Annotated in this window: 19 protein-coding genes; 16 read left to right on the top strand and 3 right to left on the bottom strand. The window is 48.5% G+C overall.

Going from position 1 to position 23,768, the window contains the following annotated elements:
• Positions 1 to 34: 34 nt before the first annotated feature.
• Together sleB and acnA are read right to left on the bottom strand one after the other, a co-directional pair.
• Positions 35 to 694 carry a spore cortex-lytic enzyme gene (gene sleB / locus ICC18_RS19530; RefSeq protein ID WP_188176130.1) on the bottom strand — a complete coding sequence of 220 codons (660 nt, stop codon included), beginning with the start codon at positions 692 to 694 and terminating at the stop codon, positions 35 to 37.
• A 797-nt stretch (positions 695 to 1,491) separates the two neighbouring features.
• A complete protein-coding gene (gene acnA / locus ICC18_RS19525; protein WP_188176129.1) occupies positions 1,492 to 4,206 on the bottom strand; it encodes an aconitate hydratase AcnA in 2,715 nt (904 codons plus the stop codon).
• Positions 4,207 to 4,596: 390 nt separating this feature from the next.
• On the opposite strand from acnA, the gene ICC18_RS19520 reads away from it, so the two are divergent.
• From ICC18_RS19520 to glpK, 13 genes are all read left to right on the top strand, one after another.
• Entirely contained in the window at positions 4,597 to 5,616 is a 1,020-nt protein-coding gene (locus ICC18_RS19520; RefSeq protein WP_188176128.1) for an amidase domain-containing protein, read from the top strand.
• A 41-nt stretch (positions 5,617 to 5,657) separates the two neighbouring features.
• The gene (locus tag ICC18_RS19515; RefSeq protein WP_188176127.1) at positions 5,658 to 6,806 is read left to right on the top strand and encodes a D-alanine--D-alanine ligase; all 1,149 of its coding nucleotides are present in this window, start codon (positions 5,658 to 5,660) and stop codon (positions 6,804 to 6,806) included.
• 7 nt (positions 6,807 to 6,813) lie between these two features.
• On the top strand, positions 6,814 to 7,131 hold the full coding sequence (locus tag ICC18_RS19510) for a hypothetical protein (RefSeq protein ID WP_188176126.1): 318 nt from the start codon (positions 6,814 to 6,816) through the stop codon (positions 7,129 to 7,131).
• Between the two features lie 497 nt (positions 7,132 to 7,628).
• Positions 7,629 to 8,018 (top strand): hypothetical protein, encoded by a 390-nt coding sequence (locus ICC18_RS19505; protein ID WP_188176125.1) that lies wholly within the window; start codon positions 7,629 to 7,631, stop codon positions 8,016 to 8,018.
• Between the two features lie 92 nt (positions 8,019 to 8,110).
• Positions 8,111 to 9,100: a UV DNA damage repair endonuclease UvsE gene (uvsE, locus tag ICC18_RS19500; RefSeq protein ID WP_188176124.1), complete on the top strand. Its 990-nt coding sequence runs from the start codon at positions 8,111 to 8,113 to the stop codon at positions 9,098 to 9,100.
• A 113-nt stretch (positions 9,101 to 9,213) separates the two neighbouring features.
• Positions 9,214 to 9,984, top strand: coding sequence for an enoyl-ACP reductase FabI (fabI, locus tag ICC18_RS19495; RefSeq protein ID WP_188176123.1), 771 nt, complete (start codon positions 9,214 to 9,216; stop codon positions 9,982 to 9,984).
• 186 nt (positions 9,985 to 10,170) lie between these two features.
• Positions 10,171 to 11,031 carry an inositol monophosphatase family protein gene (locus ICC18_RS19490; RefSeq protein WP_188176122.1) on the top strand — a complete coding sequence of 287 codons (861 nt, stop codon included), beginning with the start codon at positions 10,171 to 10,173 and terminating at the stop codon, positions 11,029 to 11,031.
• Between the two features lie 270 nt (positions 11,032 to 11,301).
• On the top strand, positions 11,302 to 12,165 hold the full coding sequence (locus tag ICC18_RS19485) for an AraC family transcriptional regulator (protein WP_223192724.1): 864 nt from the start codon (positions 11,302 to 11,304) through the stop codon (positions 12,163 to 12,165).
• Between the two features lie 22 nt (positions 12,166 to 12,187).
• Positions 12,188 to 13,483: an ABC transporter substrate-binding protein gene (locus tag ICC18_RS19480; protein WP_188176120.1), complete on the top strand. Its 1,296-nt coding sequence runs from the start codon at positions 12,188 to 12,190 to the stop codon at positions 13,481 to 13,483.
• 64 nt (positions 13,484 to 13,547) lie between these two features.
• Entirely contained in the window at positions 13,548 to 14,450 is a 903-nt protein-coding gene (locus tag ICC18_RS19475) for a carbohydrate ABC transporter permease (protein WP_188176119.1), read from the top strand.
• Positions 14,450 to 15,271 (top strand): carbohydrate ABC transporter permease, encoded by an 822-nt coding sequence (locus ICC18_RS19470; protein ID WP_188176118.1) that lies wholly within the window; start codon positions 14,450 to 14,452, stop codon positions 15,269 to 15,271. Before ICC18_RS19475 ends, ICC18_RS19470 begins: the two co-directional genes overlap by 1 nt.
• A gap of 26 nt (positions 15,272 to 15,297) precedes the next feature.
• Complete coding sequence (locus tag ICC18_RS19465) at positions 15,298 to 17,784, top strand: glycoside hydrolase family 31 protein (RefSeq protein ID WP_188176117.1); 2,487 nt, start codon at positions 15,298 to 15,300, stop codon at positions 17,782 to 17,784.
• Between the two features lie 166 nt (positions 17,785 to 17,950).
• Entirely contained in the window at positions 17,951 to 19,450 is a 1,500-nt protein-coding gene (glpK, locus tag ICC18_RS19460; protein ID WP_188176116.1) for a glycerol kinase GlpK, read from the top strand.
• Positions 19,451 to 19,761: 311 nt separating this feature from the next.
• On the opposite strand, the gene ICC18_RS19455 is transcribed toward glpK, so the two are convergent.
• A complete protein-coding gene (locus ICC18_RS19455; RefSeq protein ID WP_188176115.1) occupies positions 19,762 to 20,385 on the bottom strand; it encodes a flavin reductase family protein in 624 nt (207 codons plus the stop codon).
• A 484-nt stretch (positions 20,386 to 20,869) separates the two neighbouring features.
• Between ICC18_RS19455 and ICC18_RS19450 the strand changes: the two genes are divergently transcribed.
• The 3 genes from ICC18_RS19450 (at position 20,870) to ICC18_RS19440 (ending at position 23,476) form a co-directional block, all read left to right on the top strand.
• Positions 20,870 to 21,844, top strand: a complete 975-nt coding sequence (locus tag ICC18_RS19450) for a sugar kinase (protein WP_188176114.1) — start codon at positions 20,870 to 20,872, stop codon at positions 21,842 to 21,844.
• 38 nt (positions 21,845 to 21,882) lie between these two features.
• Entirely contained in the window at positions 21,883 to 22,545 is a 663-nt protein-coding gene (locus ICC18_RS19445; protein WP_188176113.1) for a bifunctional 2-keto-4-hydroxyglutarate aldolase/2-keto-3-deoxy-6-phosphogluconate aldolase, read from the top strand.
• Between the two features lie 67 nt (positions 22,546 to 22,612).
• Positions 22,613 to 23,476, top strand: coding sequence for a VOC family protein (locus tag ICC18_RS19440; protein ID WP_188176112.1), 864 nt, complete (start codon positions 22,613 to 22,615; stop codon positions 23,474 to 23,476).
• The last annotated feature ends 292 nt before the right edge of the window (positions 23,477 to 23,768 follow it).

Here is a 23,768-nt window from a genome sequence, read left to right as displayed (position 1 = left end):
TGTTTAAGATCAGAGGTAACCTCTTTTTCATGTATTATTTTGCAAAGATGTGGTTACCGATCTTGACTGTTTGCGGACGCGACCAGATCCACGCACTAGTCGCTGTGTCCGGGTTAAAGTAATACAGCGCACCCTTGGTAGGATCCCAACCTTTGACAGCATCTAGAGCAGCCAAATAAGCGGTTCGGCCGGGCGTTAACCAATACTGGCCATCATCCACGGCTGTAAAAGCGCCGGGCTGAAAGGCAATATCTTCTATGCTATTCGGGAATTTCGCCGATTGGAGTCGGTTCATGACGACTGCGCCTACGGCAACTTGCCCTACATAGGGTTCGCCGCGCGCTTCGCTGTAAATGAGTTTCGCTAAGATATCCAATTCGTAGCGGTTAGCTGAAAATGTGTGTAAAGCATTCCACGTATCCGTTCCAGTAACGCCATCTGCGGTTAAACCGTAATTCCTTTGAAAATTTCGGACCGCCTCCGTTGTGGTTGCGCCATAGATTCCGTCTAATTTCGGCGTATAATAGCCCAGCATTTTTAAACGGAATTGCAGGTCCCATACATCTCCGGTTTGGCTTCCTCGTTTCAGAATCGCTGTTGCCGCGTAGGTGGTTTGAGTTTGACTGCCAAATGCAGAAGTAACACCGATTGCCGCGAACAGCACGACGAGGATGAACTTGTTTAATGATTTCATCATCATCTCCCCTTTCGCTGTTGTCCATTATAAGGGGGAGGGGAGTGAAGCTCAACCTACAGTTATTGGCAATGTGATAAAAACCGAAGCGGGCTCTATAAAAAAAGGAGGGATCAAATATTAATATTAATTTACGCTCAACATTAGTAAGTATTGTTTGCGGTTCTGTGACTATGCTATTCTTGAGTTTAATAATTGCATTGCTCGGGAATTTCGCGGCTGGTGGTATGCGTTTGGGGGATGGTTCTGGTTTTTTTCGATATCCATGATCCCTGTATTTATTATTTCTGGTATTTCAGGTTACTTCGAGGCATTCAAGAACGTTAGAAGATGGGTATATTGGATCTTATGTGGTGTTCTAGGGTTTATAATTGTATTATATGCAGGGTCTTTTGGTGCTTCAATGATGCTAATTTTAAAGTACGGCTTTGAGGAAGTGATGACCTCGTCACAGGATCGTATTACCGCGAATGATATCATGTACGATTACTTTAAACTAGCACCCAAGTATGCCTTAATGTTATTACCGATTTCGACCCTTTTTTTATCTATTTGGTTTAAAGTATTGCAAGCATTACTGGCCTATGTTGAAAATAAATCGGCGGGCGTTAGAAATTGATACGAAATATTAGTACATTAAATAAAAAAATCGGTAGGTGTAAGTCTAGGTACGAAGTAAGAAGCTTCAATATGCCGGAAGGATCAAGATCCCAGCGGGCATTCCTGAAGCATCAATTAGATATGATGACAAAGTAAGCCCCTGACGTAAAGACGCCAAGGGCTTAATCTTTTTACATTTATTTCTTCTCAGCCATGATTTGACGAAGTACGGTTTGCAGGATACCGCCGTTACGGTAGTAATCCACGTCCACCATGCTATCCAGACGCACAAGCGCGCTGAATTCGAATGTGGAGCCATCTTCGCGGGTAGCTGTTACTTTTACATTAGAGCCTGGTTGTACATCGTTGCTCAGACCTGTGATATCGAATGTTTCACGGCCTGTGATGCCGAGGGACTTCCAGCTTTCGCCGTTCACGAATTGGAGAGGCAGCACGCCCATGCCAACTAAGTTACTGCGGTGAATACGCTCGAAGCTTTCAGCGATAACGGCTTTCACGCCGAGCAAGAATGTACCTTTTGCCGCCCAGTCACGGGAGCTTCCTGTACCGTACTCTTTGCCTGCGATAACAACAAGGTTCGTGCCGGCATCTTGATACTTCATGGAAGCATCGTAGATAGACTCAACTTCGCCGGTTGGCAGGTAAGTCGTTACGCCGCCCTCTGTGCCTGGAGCCACTTGGTTACGAATGCGGATGTTTGCGAAAGTTCCGCGCATCATCACTTCGTGGTTACCGCGACGGGAGCCGTAGGAGTTGAAATCTTCTTTTTTCACGCCGTGCTCGATGAGGTATTTACCTCCAGGGCTATCAACTTTGATGTTACCTGCAGGGGAGATGTGGTCCGTTGTAACGGAATCGCCCATGAGCGCCAAAGTTTTCGCGCCGCGGATATCCGCGATATCATCAAGAACTGTACCCAGATCCGTGAAGAAAGGAGGCTCTTGGATGTATGTGGAGTTTGTATCAAACTCATACAGATCGCCTTCCGGAACAGCGATTTGGTTGAAGCGCTCGTTCGCACGGAATACGTTTTTGTATTTCTCGCGGAACATGTCTGCATTCAGGGCCGTACCCAGAGCTTCTTGGATCTCTTGGTTTGTAGGCCAGATGTCTTTCAAATAAACAGGTTTATCGTTTTGGTCGTATCCGATAGGATCGTTGGCCAAGTCGATGTTTACTGTTCCTGCAAGCGCATATGCCACTACAAGCGGAGGTGAAGCCAGATAATTTGCTTTTACTTGAGCGTGAACGCGGCCTTCGAAGTTACGGTTACCGGAAAGAACAGCGGCTACCGTCATATCGTTGTCAGCGACTGCTTTGCTTACTTCGTCCGGAAGCGGACCGGAGTTACCGATACAAGTTCCGCAGCCGTAACCCGTTACGTGGAAGCCGAGTGCTTCAAGAGGCTCCATCAAACCAGCTTTAATGAGGTACTCGGTAACAACAAGGGAACCTGGTGTCAGGGAGCTTTTCACGTAGGCCGGTTTTTTCAGGCCGAGGGCAACGGCTTTCTTTGCCACAAGTCCTGCGCCGAGCATTACGCTTGGGTTGGATGTATTGGTACAAGAAGTGATCGCTGCGATAACGACAGCGCCTGTGCCCATTTTTACAGTTTCGTTTGGATACTTAACATCCACAAATTCTGCGATTTTCTCTTCAGTCAGGCCGTATCCGCCTTTATCGATTGGCGTACGGATGATGGAGTTGAAGGACTCCTTCATGCTCGTCAGCTCAACGCGGTCTTGAGGACGTTTAGGACCTGCCAAGCTTGGTACAACTGTGCTTAGATCAAGCTCGATCACGTCAGTGAACACTGGATCCGGAGTCGCGTCTGTACGGAACATGCCTTGCGCTTTGTAGTAAGCTTCTACAAGAGCGATTTGCTCTTCTTCGCGGCCAGTCCCTCTCAAGTAGTTCAAAGTCTCGGAGTCAACCGGGAAGAAACCGATTGTTGCGCCGTACTCAGGAGCCATGTTGGCAACTGTTGCGCGGTCAGCCAAGGAGATGTTGCTTAGACCAGGGCCGTAGAACTCAACGAATTTACCAACAACGCCTTTTTTACGAAGCATTTGCGTAACTGTCAAAGCCAAGTCAGTTGCTGTTGCACCTTCAGCCAAGCTGCCGGTCAATTTGAAACCAATAACTTCAGGAGCTACGAAATAAAGCGGTTGGCCAAGCATGCCGGCTTCAGCTTCGATACCGCCGACGCCCCAACCAACAACGCCAAGACCATTGATCATCGTAGTATGGGAGTCGGTACCCACGAGGGAATCCGGGTAAACGACAGTTTCGCCGTCGATTGTTCTTGTTGCTGCTACGGAAGCCAGGTACTCGAGGTTAACTTGGTGAACGATACCTGTTGATGGAGGTACGGCACGGAAGTTGTCGAAAGCCGTTTGCGCCCAACGCAGGAAACGGTAGCGCTCTTCGTTTCTTTCAAACTCCAGGTTGATATTTGTATTAAGAGCGTCTGGTGATCCGAAAGCGTCAACCATGACGGAATGGTCAATAACCAGGTCTACAGGAACAAGAGGGTTGATCCGTTTAGGATCTCCGCCTTCACGAGCCATTGTCGCGCGCATTGCCGCAAGGTCAACGACGACAGGTACGCCTGTGAAGTCTTGAAGAACGATACGGGCAGGGATGAAAGGAATTTCTTTGTTTTCATCGCGGCCGTTCGCCCAGCCTGCAATTTGTTTTACATGCTCGCTAGTAATAGCTCTGCCGTCGAATTGACGAACAGCTGCTTCCAGCAGCACTTTAATAGAGAAAGGCAAATTAGAAATGGTTCCGTTACCTTGGCTTTCAAAGTCCGGAAGAGAGTAGTACTGGAAAGATTTGCTTCCGACGCTTAGTTGCTTACGAACGGAAAAAGAGTCCTTGTTGGACATGGTGTTTTCCTCCTTCAATATCTTCATTCATTGGTTTCATATAGTGAAACTCAATTTCATAATCCCTCTACTCCAAGTATACCGTCTCCCCATGCTTCCGTAAAGATTTATTTCAATCATTTTTATTGCTTTAAAGTCATATATTGAAACAAATTAGGGCCTGAGAAGGCCTGTCCTACAGGTAAAGCAGAAGAAACTTTTTTCCAAATCGGAAGAATCGCCTTCATTTAAAACATATACCTTCCCGTATCCCTGAGAAACCATCGATAAACGTAAATGAAGACGCTCAGTTCAATCTTTGTATTCTTTGTTCAGAATTGCAGCACTTTAACTCAGCCCATGCTTTCGATGTTAGTTTTCCTGAAGGAAAACTTTTAGGAGGTCATCCCCATGTCCTGGAAAACGGCGCTTTATAATTACGTTCATGCCAAAAATCAGGCAGAGCTCGAAGGCTCTGCTGCACCGATGGAAGCTTACGTCACAGACAGCGTTTTTCTACGGAAACAGGATATCCGGCTTCAGAGACAGAAGGACAATTACCGTGACCGTGATGCGAAGCTGTTGCGCAGCGAAACGAGACTACGCCTCACTGGCGTCAAAGAAACAGCACAAGGTATCATTGCGGATATCCAGCTGCGCCGCGGGATTCAATACCGAATTGGGTCGACCCGGCACCTCGAGGAACGAATCGAACCGGAACTGGTGCTCATTGAGGCGGCTGCGAACGGATGGTATGTGAAACGCGCGGAAGCCCGCATGTCGGAAAAGTCGCTCCCCAGTAAGCAGCGGGGCGTCTTTTTGCCTGATTTCGCTGAGTCTTTCGGAGAGCTTCGAAGAGCTCCGTCTCTCCCCTACATCAACTATAGTATACTCAACAGCGGAGCCTCGGAATCCTTAGCAAGAAAAATTGCCTATAATCGAGCAAAAGCTGTCGAATATGCGGAAACCTGGTGGAACGGAGCCAATCCCAAGTACATAGAATTTGAAGTGGATTGTACGAATTTTGTGTCGCAATGCCTCTTTGCAGGCGGGGCCCCGATGGACTATACTGGGAAAAGGGATTTGGGCTGGTGGTATGCCGGCAAACAGGGCTCGCAGGAGCTATGGAGCTTCAGTTGGGCAGTTGCACACAGTCTGCAGACCTATGTATCACATAGCCGCAAAGGGCTTCGCGGTCATGCCGTGGACGATCCCGGCGAGCTGCAGCCCGGAGACATGATAAGTTACGATTGGGACGGCGACGGCCGGTACCAGCATAATGCCATTGTAACGGCCAAAGATGCGAATGGGATGCCCTTGGTGAATGCGCACACGTACAATACCCGCCACCGCTATTGGGCATACAAGGATTCGCCCGCTTGGACCGAACGAACGAGATATATTTTCGTTCGAGTTGCCGATGATATGTGATGGGAACAGGACGGAATAGAAATACTAGACGGAGGTACGTAATGAGCAGCAAAATACGAGTAGGACTGATCTACGGAGGGAAATCCGGAGAGCATGATGTGTCCTTACAAACCGCACTTGCAGTAATGAAAGCTGTTGATTTCAATAAATATGAGGTTCTCCCGTTTTACATAACGAAAAAAGGAGAATGGAAAAGCGGAGCCCCGCTGCTGGGTCCCGCAGAGTCGAAGGAAGCATTGACCTTTGGAGCCGCTGAAGCAGGAACGCAGGCATCGCATGCGCTTGCGCCGATCTTCGGGTCCATTGGGCCCAAAGGCGAAGTGAGCATCTCGGCAAAGACAGATGGAACTGCTGGTGCTTCTGAAGCAGGATTGGATGTTATTTTCCCGTTGCTGCACGGAACATTCGGTGAAGACGGGACCGTACAAGGTTTACTTGAAATGGCGAATATTCCTTACGTAGGCGCGGGTGTTCTAGCATCCGCTGTTGGCATGGATAAAGTGATGATGAAAAAGATTTTCGCGCAAGAGGGACTCCCTCAATGCGTGTTTCGTCATTTTACCCGTACGGAATGGGGAAAAAATCGGGCATATCATTTGTTGGAGCTCGAAACGGCAATTGGCTATCCATGTTTCGTGAAACCGGCGAATCTTGGCTCCAGCGTAGGGATTTCCAAAGCGAGAAATCAGGAAGAATTAATAGCGGCGGTTAACTTTGCTTTCCAATATGACCGCAAAGTCATAATTGAAGAAAATATCGACGCCAGAGAGATTGAAGTCGCCGTGCTGGGCAACGATGAGCCGCAAGCGTCTGTCGCGGGCGAAATCGTATCTTCGAATGAATTCTACGATTACAAGGCAAAATATTTGGATGGCAAATCAGCCATGATTATCCCTGCTGAAATTCCAGCGGAAACGGCGGATCTGATCAGACAGCTCGCGATTCAGGCTTTTCAAGCAATTGACGGCAGCGGCTTATCCCGCGTTGACTTTTTCCTCGGTAAAGCAGACCAGAAGGTCTATATTAACGAAATCAATACGATGCCGGGTTTCACGCCGTTCAGTATGTATCCGCTGCTGTGGAAAGAATCCGGCAAGCCTTATGCGGAGCTGCTGGACGATTTGATCCGTCTGGCCATCGAACGACATAACGCGAAACAGAGCATCCAATATACTTTTGATGTGGAGTAGATGAGGCATGGGATTCCAAACAGAGTTTAATTCAGTTTGCAAATTCAAATCGGAACAGGAGCTCTACGAGCTGCTGGAGTACGGCCGCGGCAAAATGGTGAAAAGCGGCTTCCGCGTCTTCCCTACGGGCCAAAAGGTTATCGCCTATACCCCGCATAATCAGGCCATTGCTATCGTCAAAATCGTAGCTTCGATCGCAGAGATCAACTTTCAAGGCGAAGAAGTGACGCAGGTGGAGATGGAGCTGGTGCGCAGGCTGACTGAAGATGAAGCGCGTATTCAGACGGCGCTGGCCGATGAGATGTTTTTTGGGGATCGTTCATAGGATATAGATAAAAGTGGAAGGAAGGCATCGCCCGATTGGGGCGGTGTTTTTTTACCCCATCAGAATGTTTAAGTTCTTTAGAGCGCTAAAGCGCGTAGAACCGCATTCTGATTGGCGAATAAACCTAATATAGGGACCTTTGTGCGGAGCTGAAAGATCCCTATATTAGGTCGATCATCTTCGAAAGACCTCGATAGAGGTTTATCTCACAACTAAGCTTTGATAGAGTTTTCTCATGCGGCACTGGATTTCGTCCAATGAACTGAAAAAAATGAAGAAAAAAATACAGCATTGATTGGAAAAACTCCAATCAAATAGCTCGATCTATTCAAAACCACCCCTACTTCCAGAAAGACAGTGGATAGAATCCAATGTCTTGTATGTATAGTCCTGAATCGCTAAGAAATAATGCACAAAATCCAATGGAACGATCGAAATACGAGCTCGAATCCCGGATACGGGGTGTTTAACCATTTATTAATTGCGGAAGGTACTACATGAAATTAGTACTTACTTGTGCCGGCGATAAGGGCTACAATGACTCTACGAAGTATCGGCAAGGAGTGAGTCTTGTGGAAAAGCATGCAACAAAGCAACGCAAACTAACGGCTTATTGGCTGTTTAATCTAATTTTGGGAGTGCCGACTCCATTTGTATTTGTCTTGATCATCATCAACTATTACGGATTATTAGCGCCTGCACAGCCCCATGAACAGATTCTGGCGCTAGCCGTACTTGCTATTTATCTGCTCGTTTGGCTTGGCGGTAACTATGCCTGCTTACGCCAAGAAAGCTGGAATACGCGAATCGGTATGCTTGCTTTGAGCCCTTTGCTGATCGCGGCCACAGGTTTTATCAGTTTTAAACTGCTGTTGCCCCTATTTTAATACAAGTTTAATCGCCCCCGGTGCATGCGTTTCTGCTATAGAGGGTACGCTATAGAAGTAATTTTTGCAAACTTTGCCGGAGGTTTACCCCCATGATCATTCGCCTAGGGTATGTGGCGATGTCTACAGCGGTCAAGAACGCATCCCCTTCCAAAACGATGACAGCAACCAATTTTAGCAAGCTTGCGGATCGTGAGGCGGCTATTCGCAAATTGGAGCGCATAGGCGCAGAGAATTTACATAATACACTCAGGCTGCTTCGCCATAATCGCGCCCATGACATTATGGTTTACCGCTTTTCATCAAAGCTGATTCCGCTTATTGGACATGAGCTTCTTGAAGGTTGGGATCCCATACCTGCACTTGCGGCCGAATTCAGAGAAGTAGGCAGTTATGCCAAGAAAAATGGCATGCGGGTCAGCTTTCATCCCGATCATTTTACGGTGCTGAGCACCCCGAAGAAAGAAGTACTGCAGAAGTCTATTGAAGACTTGGAACGGCATACCGCGATGCTGAATGAGATGGGACTTGGCATGGAGGCGATGTGCAATATTCACGTTGGCGGCACCTATGGCGATAAGGGGAAAGCCGGAAAACGCTTCGCGGACAATTTTATGACGCTTCGTCCCGAAATTCAGGAGCGCATTACGCTGGAAAATGACGATAAGACGTTCACCGCATTGGAAACGCTGGAGTTGGCCGAGCAGGTGGGAGCTCCTATGGTACTGGATATTCACCATCATGTGGTGAACAACAGCGGGGAGGATGCTTCCGAGCTATGGCCGAGAATCCTTGGAACATGGATGCGTGCAGAGGGGGAACTGTTGAACGAAGCGGCCGCATCACTTCCTCCCAAAATTCACGTATCCAGCCCGAAAAGCGAAAAAGATCTTCGAAGCCACGCCGATTATGTAGAGGTGAGGCCTCTTTTTACGTTTCTGCAGCAGATCGCACCGATTACGCCAAGGCTCGACATCATGATCGAGGCGAAGATGAAAGATGATGCATTGTTTCGTTTAATGGAGGGTCTGAAGCGGCAAAACGGAGTTAAGATACTTAACCAGGCTTCGATAGAGCTTTAATTTATACTCCGATCCACGAGTATTCGTCCTTGAAATGTTGGACAAAATGGGTTACTTTGGAGAGTGGGAATGAACCGAAGTACAAACCATTGTTGAGAGGGGTTTCTTGTACGATGAATCAACTGTTAACCGGAAAAAATATACTCGTAATGGGTGTTGCCAACGACCGCAGCATCGCATGGGCGATTGCTCAATCTCTAGCGGCACAAGGTGCAAAGCTGGTTTTCACTTATGAAAATGAACGTGTGGAAGAACGCGTGCGCAAGCTGGCCGATACGATTCCCGGATCAACGCTCATGCCTTGCAATGTAACCGTAGACGCAGAAATCGATACGCTCGCTGGCACGTTAAAAGAGCAGCTTGGCGTGGTTCACGGTCTCGTACATAGTATCGCTTTTGCCAGAACGGAAGAACTGGAAGGCTTGTTCGTCGACACATCCCGCGACGGCTTCGCCCTGGCTCACGATGTCAGCGCCTACTCGCTGGTTGCTGTAGCGAAACGCATCTATCCGCTAATGACCGAAGGCGGCAGCATCATGACGATGACCTACCTCGGCGCTGAGCGCGCGATGAAGAACTACAACGTCATGGGCGTTGCCAAAGCGGCGCTTGAAGCTAGCGTGCGCTACCTGGCTGCCGATCTCGGCCAGTTCGGCATCCGCGTGAACGGCATCTCTGCAGGTCCGATCCGTACCTTGGCGGCTAAAGGCATCAAGGACTTCAATTCGATCCTTCGCCAAGTGGAGGAAAAAGCTCCGCTTCGCCGCACAACCGAGACGGCGGAAGTTGGCGATACGGCCATGTTCCTCATGAGCCATCTGTCCCGGGGCATCACAGGCGAAGTCATCTATGTCGATGGCGGATACCACATTGTAGGGGTTTAATCATTCAGGGTAGAGGGTGTTTCGACGGTCGCAAAGGCCTGAGGGACACCCTCTTGTCGTTCCATTTCGGACAAAAAATGTAAAAATGTACGAATATTTTGGGATGAAACGCACTAGTATTTAAAGCGTATAATTTACTATACTGAAACTACGAAATCATTCTATGAAAAGAAAGAGTTGATATAAATGGCAAACGGAACTCAAGAGCCTTTCGTTGTAGGGAGCAAGAGCTTTACGGCGGTGGCGATTAATACGGCGGCAAAAGCGGGGGAGTGGATTAAGAGCAAGCTGGGAGATATCAATCGTGTCGATACGAAATATTCATCCCACGACCTTGTCACAGAGGTGGATAAAGGCTCGGAGAAGCTCATCCGCAATCTCATTATGACACATTTTCCCGATCATTCCTTCTTGGGCGAAGAAGGGGTTGAACCAGGTCCTGAGGCTTCCAGCAAAGCACTTAAGGAAGTAAGCGACGCCGAATATCTATGGATTGTTGATCCGATCGACGGGACAACGAATTTCGTGCACGGGTTTCCATTCTTCTCCGTCTCGATCGCTTTAGCTTACAAAGGGGAAATCATTGTCGGCGTGGTCTATGACCCGGCGCGTGACGAGCTTTTTGTGGCTGAGAAGGGCAAGGGCGCTTACATGCACGGCAAAAAGACGACGGTTTCGCTTGATAGTAAACTTTCCGAAAGCTTGGTCGCAACAGGCTTTCCGGCAGACAGGAACGGTGCGCTGCCAATCAATTTAAAAGGTACGCTAGCATTGGCCCCGAAGGTAAGGAATCTTCGTTCCGGGGGCTCGGCTGCGCTGCATTTGGCTTATGTCGCAGCAGGACGTTTGAGCGGCTTTTGGGAGATTGGTTTGAGCGCGTGGGATATTGCCGCAGGCGCACTGCTGGTTCAAGAATCGGGCGGTAAGGTGACCGATACGGCAGGTAAGCCGTTTCACCTCGCAGTACGTAACGTATTGGCGACGAACGGTCAGATCCACGATGAATTACAGCAAAAACTGGTTGAAGCGGAAGCAACGGGGCTATGAGATATACCTCTATCGAGGTCTTTCGAAGATAAAATAGCAAATCTGTCTACTTCGTATGGCTCTAATCATGCGAAATTGACGGGTTTGCTTTTTTGTTTGCTTGAAAAACAAAGTTGGTTTTCAGCAATTTCATATAAATTGACAACAATATCCGTTAAACAGAAGCACGATTTGTATGGTATTATCATTTCTATGAGGTGCGAAAATTGTCGTGTCGCATAGGATTAGGAGCAGTTTTCTTAGTTCAAAGGGGGGATTCCCATTTCGTTGATGATACACACTCCTACGAATATTGCTCTTCGACAATCCGGAATTTATGCGCGTGCTAACGCTTGCGATTGGCAATTTCAATGGCCATTGCACACTCATGAAGGGTTAGAAGTGTACTATTTTATTCAAGGCCGCGCTAATTACGTGATTGGCGACAATATTTACGATTTGTTGCCGGGGGATATGCTCCTGTTCAATGGAGATAAGATCCATCGCGTAAATCCGTCGCAGGATGTGCCTTACATCCGCAGTTATGTCAATTTTATGCCGGCGCTGATCGAGCAATGCATGCCTTCCGAGATGTCCAAGAAGCTGCTGTCATTATTTGAGTCGCCGAATGGGTTGCTGATTCGTTGGTCTCCGGAAGAGCGGGAAGAAATTGAACGTTTTTTCCAGACTCTATGTTCGGAGATCGAAAAAGAAACGTTCGGTTACGAGTGGATGTCGGTTACGCTTTTGTCTCAAATGCTGGTTCGGATTTATCGCAAATCGAAGCATTTAATGGAGCTTTCGCGTATTCAGCAGCCATCGCACAGTCAGGCGAATGTCAAACGGATTTTGCAGTACCTGAATCAGAATTATACCGAAAACATTAGTCTTGCCGATTTGTCGAAAGCGCTTCATTTGAACAAATACTACATGTGTCACTGCTTCAAAGAGGTTACGGGATATACGATTAACAACTATTTAATGAGTAAACGTATCGAAGAGGCCAAGAAGCTTTTGCTCTCAAGCGATCAGCCGATCGGCAGCATTTCCGAGCAGCTTGGATTTAACACTTCGATTCATTTCAGCCGAACCTTCAAACAATATGCAGGCGCATCGCCTCAAATGTTTAGAAAGGAAACCGCTGATAGACAATAACTATAAAAAGGGGTTGAATGCAATGAAAAAAGGGTTTAAATGGGTTTCTCTTACACTTGTTCTGGTTATGCTCGCATTGATGGTTGCTGCTTGCTCGACAAAAGAAAGCGGTAACAAAGCCGCAGAGGAACCGAAGAAAAATGTTTCGCTGGATTTTGTATGGTTTTCCGACGGCGCTGAGGGCGACGTGATGAAGGGTATCATCAAAGAATATGAAACGAAAAACCCGAACATAAAAATTAATTTGATTGAAGTTGCTTACAAAGATTTATCTACAAAGCTAAAAACAATGATTTCCGGCGGCCAACCGCCAGCATTAGCGAGGATCAGCACAACCGAAATCGGAGCTTTCTCCAACTCGGCGGTTGATTTGGCTGAGAAATTAGGCGGGGTGGATACGTTTACCTCCCAATTCATCGATTCCCTTAAACCTTATTATGTGGTGAAAAATAAAGTTGTTGCCGCGCCGATGGATGTTACGGCGAATGGTCTGATCTATAATAAAACGTTGTTCAACAAAGCCGGCGTTAAAGTGCCGACATCCCCGGATAACGTTTGGACTTGGGATGAATTCGCCGCAGCGCTCAAGCAAGTTAAGGAAAAAGGCGGAGCTAAATACGGTCTTGTCTGGGATTTCACGCCGCATCGTTGGTCCACGCTGTTGTACCAATACGGCGGCAGCATGATGGATGCGGATGGAACGAAAGCTACGATTAATAACGACGCCGGTGTTGCAGCTGTTCAATATTTCAAAAAATTGCATGATGACGGAGTCATGCCGACTTCTGTATGGTTTGGCGGCGAAAATCCGAACAACCTCTTCCGTTCAGGCGAAGTTGCCGCGCATTTGGCCGGTAACTGGATGATCAGTAATTATAAAGATGTTACGAACTTCGAGTGGGGCGTAACCTACATGCCGAAAGCGAAGCAGCGTTCTTCCGTTCCTGGAGGCAAGTTCGTAATGGCTTTCAACAAAAGCGGTGTAGAGAAGGAGTCCGCGGATTTCATTCAATACCTGTCCAGCAAAGAAGTGAACTCTAAGTACAACAAGGACTCCTTATTCATGAGTCCGCGCAAAGACAGCGCGAAGCTGGACTACGCGTATGGCAAGGAAATGTTTGAAGTATTTGCCAACGAGCTGGCGAATACGGCTCCTGCGGCAGCTCAAGACTGGTCGAAACAAGAGATCGTGCCTAAATTCAGCACAGATCTGAAAAATTCCATCATAGAGGTTGTCGGCGGCAAAACGAGTGCGAAAGACGCTATGGATAAAGTAGCCAAAATCATTGATAAAGCAATTGCCGACGCTAAAAAATAAAATGTAACGAGGGCTGCTGGCTTGAACGGCGGCCCTTGATTTTCACAGGAAAGGGGATGCGATCATGTCTTTTCAAGCTGCACCCACGGCTGGTAAGAAGCCCTCTAAATTGAAGAAATTCCAAATTGCTCCGTATTTATTCGTGCTGCCGAATCTGTTGATCTTCTCGGTTTTTATCGTCATACCCACGATCATCGGTTTTGTATATTCTTTCAACGAATATGACGGCTTGAATCCGATGGAATTCACAGGTATTGATAATTACAAAGAGGTACTCACCAATAGCGAATTCTGGACGGCCTTAGGCAAAACGGGGCTCTATGCGCTGATCGTCGTGCCGTTGATATATTGCATGGCGCTAGGTATTGCCGTTTTATTGGTGCAAAACATCAAAATGAAGGGTCTCTTCCGATCGGTGTTTTATTTGCCGACGTTGATTTCCTTTATCATTGTCGGTTTGACTTGGAAATGGATATTTGCCGAATTCGGTATATTGAATCACGTCTTGAATTTGTTAGGGATGGAATCGGCCCAATTCCTATCCGATCCGCTATTAGCCAATTTGTCTGTCATTATTGCGACGGTATGGTCAAGAGTCGGGTTTTTCATGGTCATTTTCGTAGCTGGCTTGCAAGTCATTCCTAAGGATTATTACGAAGCCGCCTTTTTGGAGGGGGCCTCCAAATGGCATGTTTTCAGGAAAATTACGCTACCGTTGCTAAAACCAACGACCGTGCTTGTCATTATGGTTGCTTTAATCGATGCCTTTAAAGCCTACCCGCTTATGTTTTCTCTTACAGGAGGCGGACCTGGTAAAGAAACGACATTCATCGTTCAGTACATCTACGAAACTGGTTTTATGAAACAAGAGCTGGGTGTGGCGAGCGCCATGTCCGTCATCTTATTTGCGATCATTACGGTGTTTACCGCGGTGCAATTCCGGGTTACTAAAGGAGGCGAAAATTAATGGCATTAAAGCCTTCCGTTCGGTTTACGGTTTACTTGCTGCTGACGGTTTTGTCGTTGTTGTGGATTTTTCCGGTCATCTGGATCATCTTGTCCGCATTCAAGACGAACCCCGATTTGTACGCTTTTCCGCCGAAATTTTGGCCGGAGCCTGTCACATTCGAGCATTTCGCTCAAGCTTTTGAAAAAGGGAATTTCGGCAAATATTTCTTGAACAGCGCGATCGTGACCGTGAGTTCCACGCTGCTGCTGCTGCTGATCAATTCCATGGCCGGATTTGCGCTTGCCAAGTATCGGTTTAAGGGTGATACAGTCCTGCTTGTCGGATTTATTTCAACGTTGATGATTCCGCTTGAGGTTATTATGATTCCGATCTTCAAAGTGATCAGTTTCCTTGGGCTCTATAATAATTTGCTCAGCATCATCATTCCGCCCGCCGCGACGCCAACCGGCGTATTTTTGCTCAGACAATACTTGCTTTCCGTTCCTGACGAGCTGCTGGAGGCCGCAAGAATCGACGGCGCATCGGAATGGCGTATTTATTCAAGAATTATTGTGCCTCTGTGCAAGCCGATTCTTGCCGTGCTGGCGATCTTCTCCTTTATGTGGCGTTGGGACGACTTCTTGTGGCCGTTAATCGGCATCAGTGACCCGTCCAAATATACGATTCAATTGGCTCTGTCCAATTTTATCGGTGAATTCAATGTAGACTGGGGCAGCTTGCTCGCGATGTCTGTCATCACCATGATTCCTGTATTTATCGTTTTCCTTATATTCCAACGTTATTTTGTAAGCGGCATGGTTACTTCCGGGATGAAGTAAGACGCTAGAAAGAGGGGTACCCATCAATGAAAGTAAGTAAAACGCTTGTTCAAGTCGTGGAAGGCGACAGTTATATAGATTTGATTACGGATGCTGCCCGATATCGACTTATTCTTATGAATGATGACGTTATCCGAATCCGCTGCACCTTTGACGAGCAATTTGCCGAAGAAGCTTCCTATGTGCTGGCGACAACGGCATGGCCGGATCGTATGGATGCGGTTGTCCCTGAGCGCAAACGCATTACGCCATTATCTGCAAGCTATGTCGATCGCGGCAGCGATCTGCTGATGTCCACGAACAGATTAAACGTGGTTATCCACAAGCATCCTTTTGCGATCGAGATTCAGGATCTTCAGGGAAATGTCCTGCATGCGGACGTCAAAGAGCGTTCTTATGTCAAAGATAATCAGGGCCGGCTTTACCATTATTCCTGTATGTCGGACGACGATTATTTCTACGGCTTCGGGGAAAAAAGCGGCAATTTGAATAAAAAGAAACGAAGAATGCGTATGCACAACGTGGACACGATCGGCTATGACGCGGAGCTTACGGATCCGCTCTACAAGCATATCCCGTTTTATATCAAAATGAACGGCAAGAGTCAGGCCGCGACCGGGATGTTTTATCATAACGCTTACGATTCCGTGTTTGACATGGGCTGCGAGCGCAGCGGTTATTGGACGCCTTACAGCTACTTCTGCGCGGATGGCGGGGAGTTGGATTACTTCTTTATCTATGGCCCGGACCTTAAAAATGTCGTAAGCCGTTATACCGATTTAACAGGCAAAACCATTCTGCCGACCCGATACTCCATCGGGTATATGGGATCAACCATGTTCTACACGGAACTTGAACATCATTCCGATCAAGCCATCCTTGGATTTATGGATAAATGCCGCGAAGAAGACATTCCATGCGACGGTTTCTTCATGTCTTCAGGGTATACGACTGGGCAGGACGGCAAACGGTATGTGTTTAATTGGAACTACGACCGTTTTCCGAATCCGAAGCAATTTATCGACGATCTCATGGAAAAAGGCGCAGCGCTCGCTCCGAACATTAAGCCCGGTATGCTTCTGACGCATCCGCTTTACAAGGAGTTCGCTGAGAAAGGCGCCTATATCAAGGACGAATCCGGCCAAAAGCCGGAGACGGACCGCTATTGGGGCGGCGCGGCATCTTTTGTCGATTTCACCAATCCGGAAGGCCGCGAGCTGTGGAAAAAGCACCTGAAATCATCGTTCATTTCCTTGGGCGTAACTTCCATTTGGAACGATAATAACGAATATGAAATCAAGAATACCGATGCGCTTTGCGATTTCGACGGGGGGCATAAAGAGATCAGCGCACTGCGCCCGATTATGCCCAACCTAATGGCGCAAATGGCCAAGGAAGCGATTAGCGAGGTAGACCCGAATACGCGGCCATATATTGTGAACCGTGCGGGCTTTGCGGGCATCCAGCGCTTTGCGCAAACGTGGGCTGGCGATAACAATACAAGCTGGAAAAGCTTGAAGTACAACATCCCGATCATTCTGGGTCTGGGGTTATCCGGGGTTGCCAACCAAGGGTGCGACATCGGGGGGTTTTTCGGTCCCGCTCCGGAACCCGAGCTGTTTGTCAGATGGGTGCAAAACGGGATTTTCCAGCCAAGGTTTTCCATTCACTCTTGCAACACGGATAACACAGTAACAGAGCCGTGGATGTACCCGTCATATACAAGCTATATCCGCGATGCGATCCAGCTTCGCTATACGCTGGTGCCTTACTTTTACTCCTTGCTGCATGAAGCTTCCGTCGTAGGCTCGCCGGTGATGCGTCCGCTCGTATATGAGTTCCAGACGGATGATAAGGTATGGGAAGAGAGCTTCGATTTCATGCTTGGACGCTCCATTCTCGTAGCGAACGTACTCGAAGAAGCGGCGAAAACGAGAAGCGTATATTTGCCTCAAGGCAGCGACTGGGTAGATTGGCACAGCAGAAAACGCTATAGCGGCGGACAGACGGTGGGGCTGGAGGTCAGCTTGTCGTCAATCCCGATGTTTATCCGAAGCGGAGCCATCATTCCGTTAACACCTCAATTGAAGAATATTCACAAGGGTCATATTGAGGAGCTCCATCTGCTGGTCGAAGCATCCGAAGATGCTAGCTTCACTCTTTATGAGGATGATGGGGTATCCAATGATTATCAAAACGGAAATTTCTTGACAACGACGATTCATCTCCAAACAGGCAAAGAAACCAAGCTACTGTTTGAGCGTGAGGGCAGTTACCAAAGCCCGGTTAAACGGCTGGTCGTTGATGTTATTTGTAAAGAAATCGCCCCTGTCCACATTCAGCTTGCGGGCAATAAGCTGCCGATGTTCCTGAGTCAAAAAGACTGGGAGAACAGCGAAACCGGCTGGTACTATGAGACGGAAAGCAAGACGGCAAGAATGAAATATGCAGCTCCGCAAACGGATTACGAAGTTATTGTTCAGTTCGTGGTGAAAGATCTCATCTCCATTTAAAATTTGTTTATTATCGCAAGTTTACTCCCGTTGCGCGTTGCTTTATCGCATCTGGAGTAGCTTGCTGTTTTCTTTTGCTGTGGATAATGTAAAGAAAATCATCAGCATGTGGATGTGGTAAAATTGTAGTAACATTCAATGGGGGAATGGGGGGGGCTGATTGTCTATGGAAAAGCAATACGTGATTTCAATAGACCAGGGCACGACGAGCTCTCGTGCTGTTTTATTCGATAAATCCGGCGCCATTATGGGCGTAGCGCAAAAAGAATTCACACAGATTTACCCGAAGCCAGGCTGGGTTGAGCATGATGCGGAAGAAATTTGGGAGACGCAGCTTGAGGTATTGAAAGAGGTATTGATTCAAAACCATGTGCAACCGCACCAAATCGCCGCAATCGGGATTACGAACCAACGTGAAACCGCTGTCGTGTGGGATAAACATACGGGCAAGCCCGTGTATAATGCGATCGTCTGGCAAAGCCGCCAAACGATGGATATTTGCAACGACCTCAAGCAGCAGGGTTTCGAGCCGGTCGTACGCCAAAAAACGGGTCTCCTCATCGATGCATATTTTTCAGGTACCAAAGTCAAGTGGATTCTGGACAATGTGGGCGGTGCGAGAGACAAAGCGAAACAAGGTGACTTGCTGTTCGGCACGATCGATTCGTGGCTCATTTGGAACCTGACAAACGGCCAAAAGCATGTGACCGACTATTCCAATGCCTCCAGAACGATGATGTATAACATTCACGATTTGAGCTGGGATCAAGAGTTGCTGGATATGTTGAATGTTCCGGCGTCTATGCTTCCTGAAGTACGTCCATCCAGTGAAGTATACGGCTGGACGTCAGAAGGTTTGTTTGAGGCGCAAATTCCGATCGCCGGAATTGCCGGAGACCAGCAAGCGGCGCTGTTCGGCCAGGCTTGCTTTGAGGAGGGTATGGCGAAGAACACCTATGGTACCGGCTGCTTCATGCTGATGAATACAGGCTCCAAAGCAGTGGCTTCCCAAAACGGCTTGCTGACAACAATAGCGTGGGGCGTGGACGGTAAAGTCGAGTATGCGCTGGAAGGCAGCATTTTTGTCGCAGGGGCTGCGATTCAATGGCTTCGCGACGGTCTTAAGCTGATTGAGAAAGCTTCCGATTCAGAAAAGCATGCAGCCATTGTGCCCAGTACGGATGGCGTCTATCTGGTGCCAGCTTTCGTCGGTCTGGGTGCGCCTTATTGGGATATGGAAGCGCGAGGCGCTATCTTCGGATTGACGCGCGGAACGACGCAGGACCATTTGATACGGGCAGCCGTAGAATCGCTAGCCTATCAAACGAAGGATGTGTTGAAAGCGATGGAAGCCGACTCAGGGATTCAGCTGCAGAAGCTGGCTGTGGACGGAGGTGCTGTCGCGAACAACTTCTTGATGCAGTTCCAGGCGGATTTGCTGGGCGCTGCTGTAGACCGTCCTCGCGTGCTTGAAACAACGGCGCTGGGCGCGGCTTACTTAGCCGGTTTAGCGGTTGGTTACTGGGCAGGCAAGGAGGATATCATCCAGAATAAAATTATCGAGCGCACATTCGAATCTGCGATGGGGCCTGCTGAGCGCGAAGAGCTATATGGAGGCTGGCAAGCGGCCGTTCAAGCGACGATGGGTTATAAAATGAAGAAATAGCAGACGGTGTAAAACATGGGTGGAGGAGCTGCGAGGGTGGCTCCTTTTTTTGTGCCTTTGTCCAAAAATAGAGGAAAAACCTCCCTCTAATTTGTTTACTTCAAGAGGAATTGATAAATTAGTTGGAAATTATACCTCTAAATCGAGGGGTTTCGATGAAAATAGTCTATACAGGCTGAATTAGAGGGAGGTTTTCCGTATAAATTGGCCTGAAGAGGGCTCGAGCTTGAAATTAGCTCCGGTTTTTCCGGCAAATGTTTGAACCGTGTAGTTATGTACCTGCCCTGCCCGTCAGGCACTGCAAGCAAAGGTCAGTCGCTCGAAGCAGGGCCGAAAACCGGAGCCAGCCTTGAAGTCGATAACTGGCCGGCAAGCCCGAAGTATTCGCAAAAATTCATGATCATCGGGTTCCATTTGGCAGGATCAATATAGTTGGCGTACCCATCCATGAGTAATGCATCGTCAACATGGACGCGTATAATACGCGCTTCGATCGCGACCAAGGAGCCAGGCTCTTCAAACGAATGTACCTTTTCTATGGTTGCTTCCAAATGGATCGGACATTCGGCGACACGTGGCGCACGAACCAAGTGTGAGGACATAGGTGTTAGTCCGGCGATTCCGAACTTATTAGCTTCATGCTGATAGCCAAGTTTCGCTTTAGACTCTGGTACAGGGTTTCTGCCAGTTAGAAGCGTCAACTTTTCCACCGAGGGAACAAGGTCGATGGAAGGGAGATTTAGGACACATTGCTGTTCACGCAGCAAATTTTGAACCGTTTGGGATCGGCTGCCCATTCCGAGCATACAGGATTGATTAAGCCACCAAGCGGAGGACATAGGCGCTAGATTGGGGGTGCCGTTCTCGTTTAGCGTACTGATCAGTACGACAGATGTACCAAAGTAAAGAATTTTCGGTTCGATGACGGTATGCATTGGATTCGCGTCTCCTTTTTATTGAAAGATGTAGTTTCGCTTGCAGGGATAAAGTTTTATCAAGTGTAGCATAAGAAATTAGGGAATTGTTGCGCCCCGGAATTAGACAGCAAGATTGCAAAAGGGCATAGCCCTCAAGCGACGCCAAACGCGGAGAGGAGGCAGAGGATGTTGCAAGAAATTGAAATATTCGAGGCTTCGCCCACTTCGGCATATTTTCCTGGCAAAATATAAGAACGAATTCGTCGGCAGTTTCGCCATTCAATGGTCGGACCCATCTCAGCCATCATTTTACATATCGGGGCACCTATGCGTTAAGAAGTGGCAATAATAGCTGGCAAGGCAGCTTATACGAGAAGGAAATCACGAGATGATCTGGTGAAAACGTGAAACATGCACTATAATATGAGATATATCAATTATTTAAACGTTTCAATTAATCGGACACGCAAGAGGCGTGGATGGGAATGGATGGAGAGGTCCTATGACGAATGTGCAAACTCAACCTGATTATGGTCCTGAAATCGTTACCTTTGGCGAAACGATGGCGCTATTGATGCCTACGAACGGCAAAGGTTTGGAATATTCGTCAGAGCTGCACAGCTTGTTCGGCGGCGCTGAAAGCAATGTGGCCATTGGCATATCCAGGCTGGGGGTTAGAGCCGGCTGGTTCGGACGGTTAGGCAAAGATCCGTTAGGCCGGATGATTTTCAAAAAAATTCGCGGCGAAGGCGTTGACGTTTCACGGGCGGAGCTAACGGCGGAAGCGCCGACAGGACTCATGATGCGTGAAGTGTTGATGGGCAAAACCTCCGTCTACTATTATCGGAAAAACTCGGCGGCAAGCCGCATGAGCCCGCAGCATTTGGATGAGGCGTATATTGCGCAGGCGAAAATACTGCATGTGACAGGGATTACGCCTGCTCTGAGCGAGTCTTGCAAAGAGAGCGCCTTCGAAGCCATTCGCATCGCCCGTAAGCATGGCGTTAAGGTGAGCTTCGACCCGAATCTCCGCTTGAAGCTGTGGAGCATCGAAGAAGCGCGCGAAGTTCTGCTGGAGCTGGCAAAGCTGGCGGATATTTTCCTGCCTGGCTTGGATGAGCTGAAGCTGCTTTACCAGACGGAGGATTGGGATGAAATCGTCAGCAAGCTGCGAGAGCTACCGGCGATCTCCATCGTGAAGGGCGGCGATGATGAGACTTATGTGGTCGATCGCGATTCCATAACAGCTGTGCCGTATTTCAAAGCGGAGCAAGTCGTAGATACCGTGGGTGCGGGAGACGGCTTTTGTGCGGGCTTTTTGACAGGTGTGGTCAAAGGGTACGAGTACACGGAAGCGGTAAGGATAGGTAATCTTGTAGGCTCCTTGATCGTGCAAGCCGAAGGTGATTGGGAAGGCGCGCCGACTTGGGAACAGGTCGAGGCGGTTCTTAACAACGTTAAACATATCGAACGTTAAACAACGAGGATTACGACCATAGAGGGGGCAAAATTCGGATGAAGAAGATCAAGTTGATTCAGCAAATCTCGCAAGAAGGCGTCGTCGCCGTGCTGCGCGGCGAAACGCCCGAGGAAGTCGTGGAAATGGCGGAGCAGGCCATTGCCGGCGGCATTAAGGTCATCGAGGTGACGATGACCGTGCCTTTCGCGCTGCGCGCCATCGAGGAGCTGGCGAAGCGCTACTCGAGCACAGCGCAGGACGCGGCGAAGTACGCGATCATCGGGGTGGGCACCGCCCTTGACCCCGAGACGGCGCGAGCCGCGATTCTCAGCGGGGCCGAGTTCGTCGTCGGCCCGTCGCTCAACCCCAATACGGTTGCTCTCTGCAACCGTTACCGTGTGCCCGTCATGCCGGGTTGCATGACGATAGCGGACATTCAATCGGCGCTGGAGCTCGGCGTCGATATCGTGAAGCTGTTCCCGGGCAATCTCTACTCGCCCGCGATGATTAAGGCCATTAAAGGCCCGCTGCCGCAGGCCAATATTATGCCGACCGGCGGCGTCTCGCTGAGCAACCTCGGCGAATGGATTCAGGCCGGCGCGGTTGCCGTCGGCATCGGTTCCGACTTGACCAGCGATGCGGTCAAAACCGGCAATTACAGCCTTGTGGCCAAGAAGGCTGCCCAATATATCGAGGCCTACCAAGCGGCCAAAAAGTAGGATATGGATGCGCTCCGTCGAAATGAGATGGAGCGCATTTTTCATGGGAAAGGAACGATGATGGCATATGGAGACGGGCAAAGCAAAGCTGGTGCTTGAAGTGGATGATCTTCGAGATTCATTGGCTTTTTATACGACAAAGCTGGGTTGGGAGCAAGTGGATTCGGAACCGACGGGGCAGGCTGCGTTGTTGAGGGCGGCACCAGACTATTTGGTGGTGCTTCAGCAGAGAGCGACGCTTGAGCTGCAGAACAGCGGACAAATAGATCTTAATGCATGGCTGCTACCGCAAGCTCAGCGCCCGAAGCGAGGCGATCAAGTATATATGGGGGTATCGTCTGTTCAAACCGTTGAGCGGGAGCTGCGGCAGCGCGGATTCGATAATCTGAAGCTAGAAGAAGATGCCGGTTCCGTTCGTAAGCTGTTTGTATCCACGTCTGATGGGTTTACGATCGTTTACTGGGAAGAGTTGTTTCCGTCGGAAGAGGAAATCTTGGCGAACTATGCGGCAGGAGCGGATGAGCTGGAAAGACTGCTTCAGGGGATGTCGGACGTAGAATTGGACGCTATCGAGTCGCCTGGGAAATGGTCGATTCGACAGCAGGTGCTTCATCTGATCGATCTGGAGTTGGTGACGATTCATAAGGTGAAATTTGCACTGGCGGAACCGGGAAGAAATTATCAAGGGAATGGATTTTCCCAAGACGATTGGTGTACAGGTTTGGATTACGCCAGGAGGCCAATAGAGCCTGAAATAGCCATGTTTCGCGCTGTTCGGGAGCACATTGTCGGTTTGTGCAAGCATCTGCCGGATGCAATGCAGAGTACGATCGTCACGTCAAATCGTGAAGAGACTGTCGCGAAGCTGCTGAAAATGCTGAACGGGCATGCAGTGCATCATATGAGGGCGATTGGGCGGATACGAAAATAACAAGGGAACCTGTGACGAAAGGACCGGAGGTAGAACCTGCGGTTTATTTTGTTTTGTTTGAAAATGTCGTTTTATGACTTGTGACGCTAATATCCATTAAATTTCTACAAAGCTCATTCCCTGTTATCGGGAACTATGATAATATATCATGCGTGATACAATATGTATCAATTCTCGAGCTTCATGCGTGAAGGAGCTGATGTAGAGTCTGCAGGCTGAAGGTCAAAGGTACATGAGGAACTATTGTGTAATATCTACTTTACTCGTTTGTAGTGTCCCGTAAAAAGTAATC

It is taken from the genome of Paenibacillus sedimenti (assembly GCF_014534655.1).
In the GTDB taxonomy this organism is placed as follows: domain Bacteria; phylum Bacillota; class Bacilli; order Paenibacillales; family NBRC-103111; genus Paenibacillus_E; species Paenibacillus_E sedimenti.
This window is presented reverse-complemented; position numbering and strand designations above follow the sequence as displayed.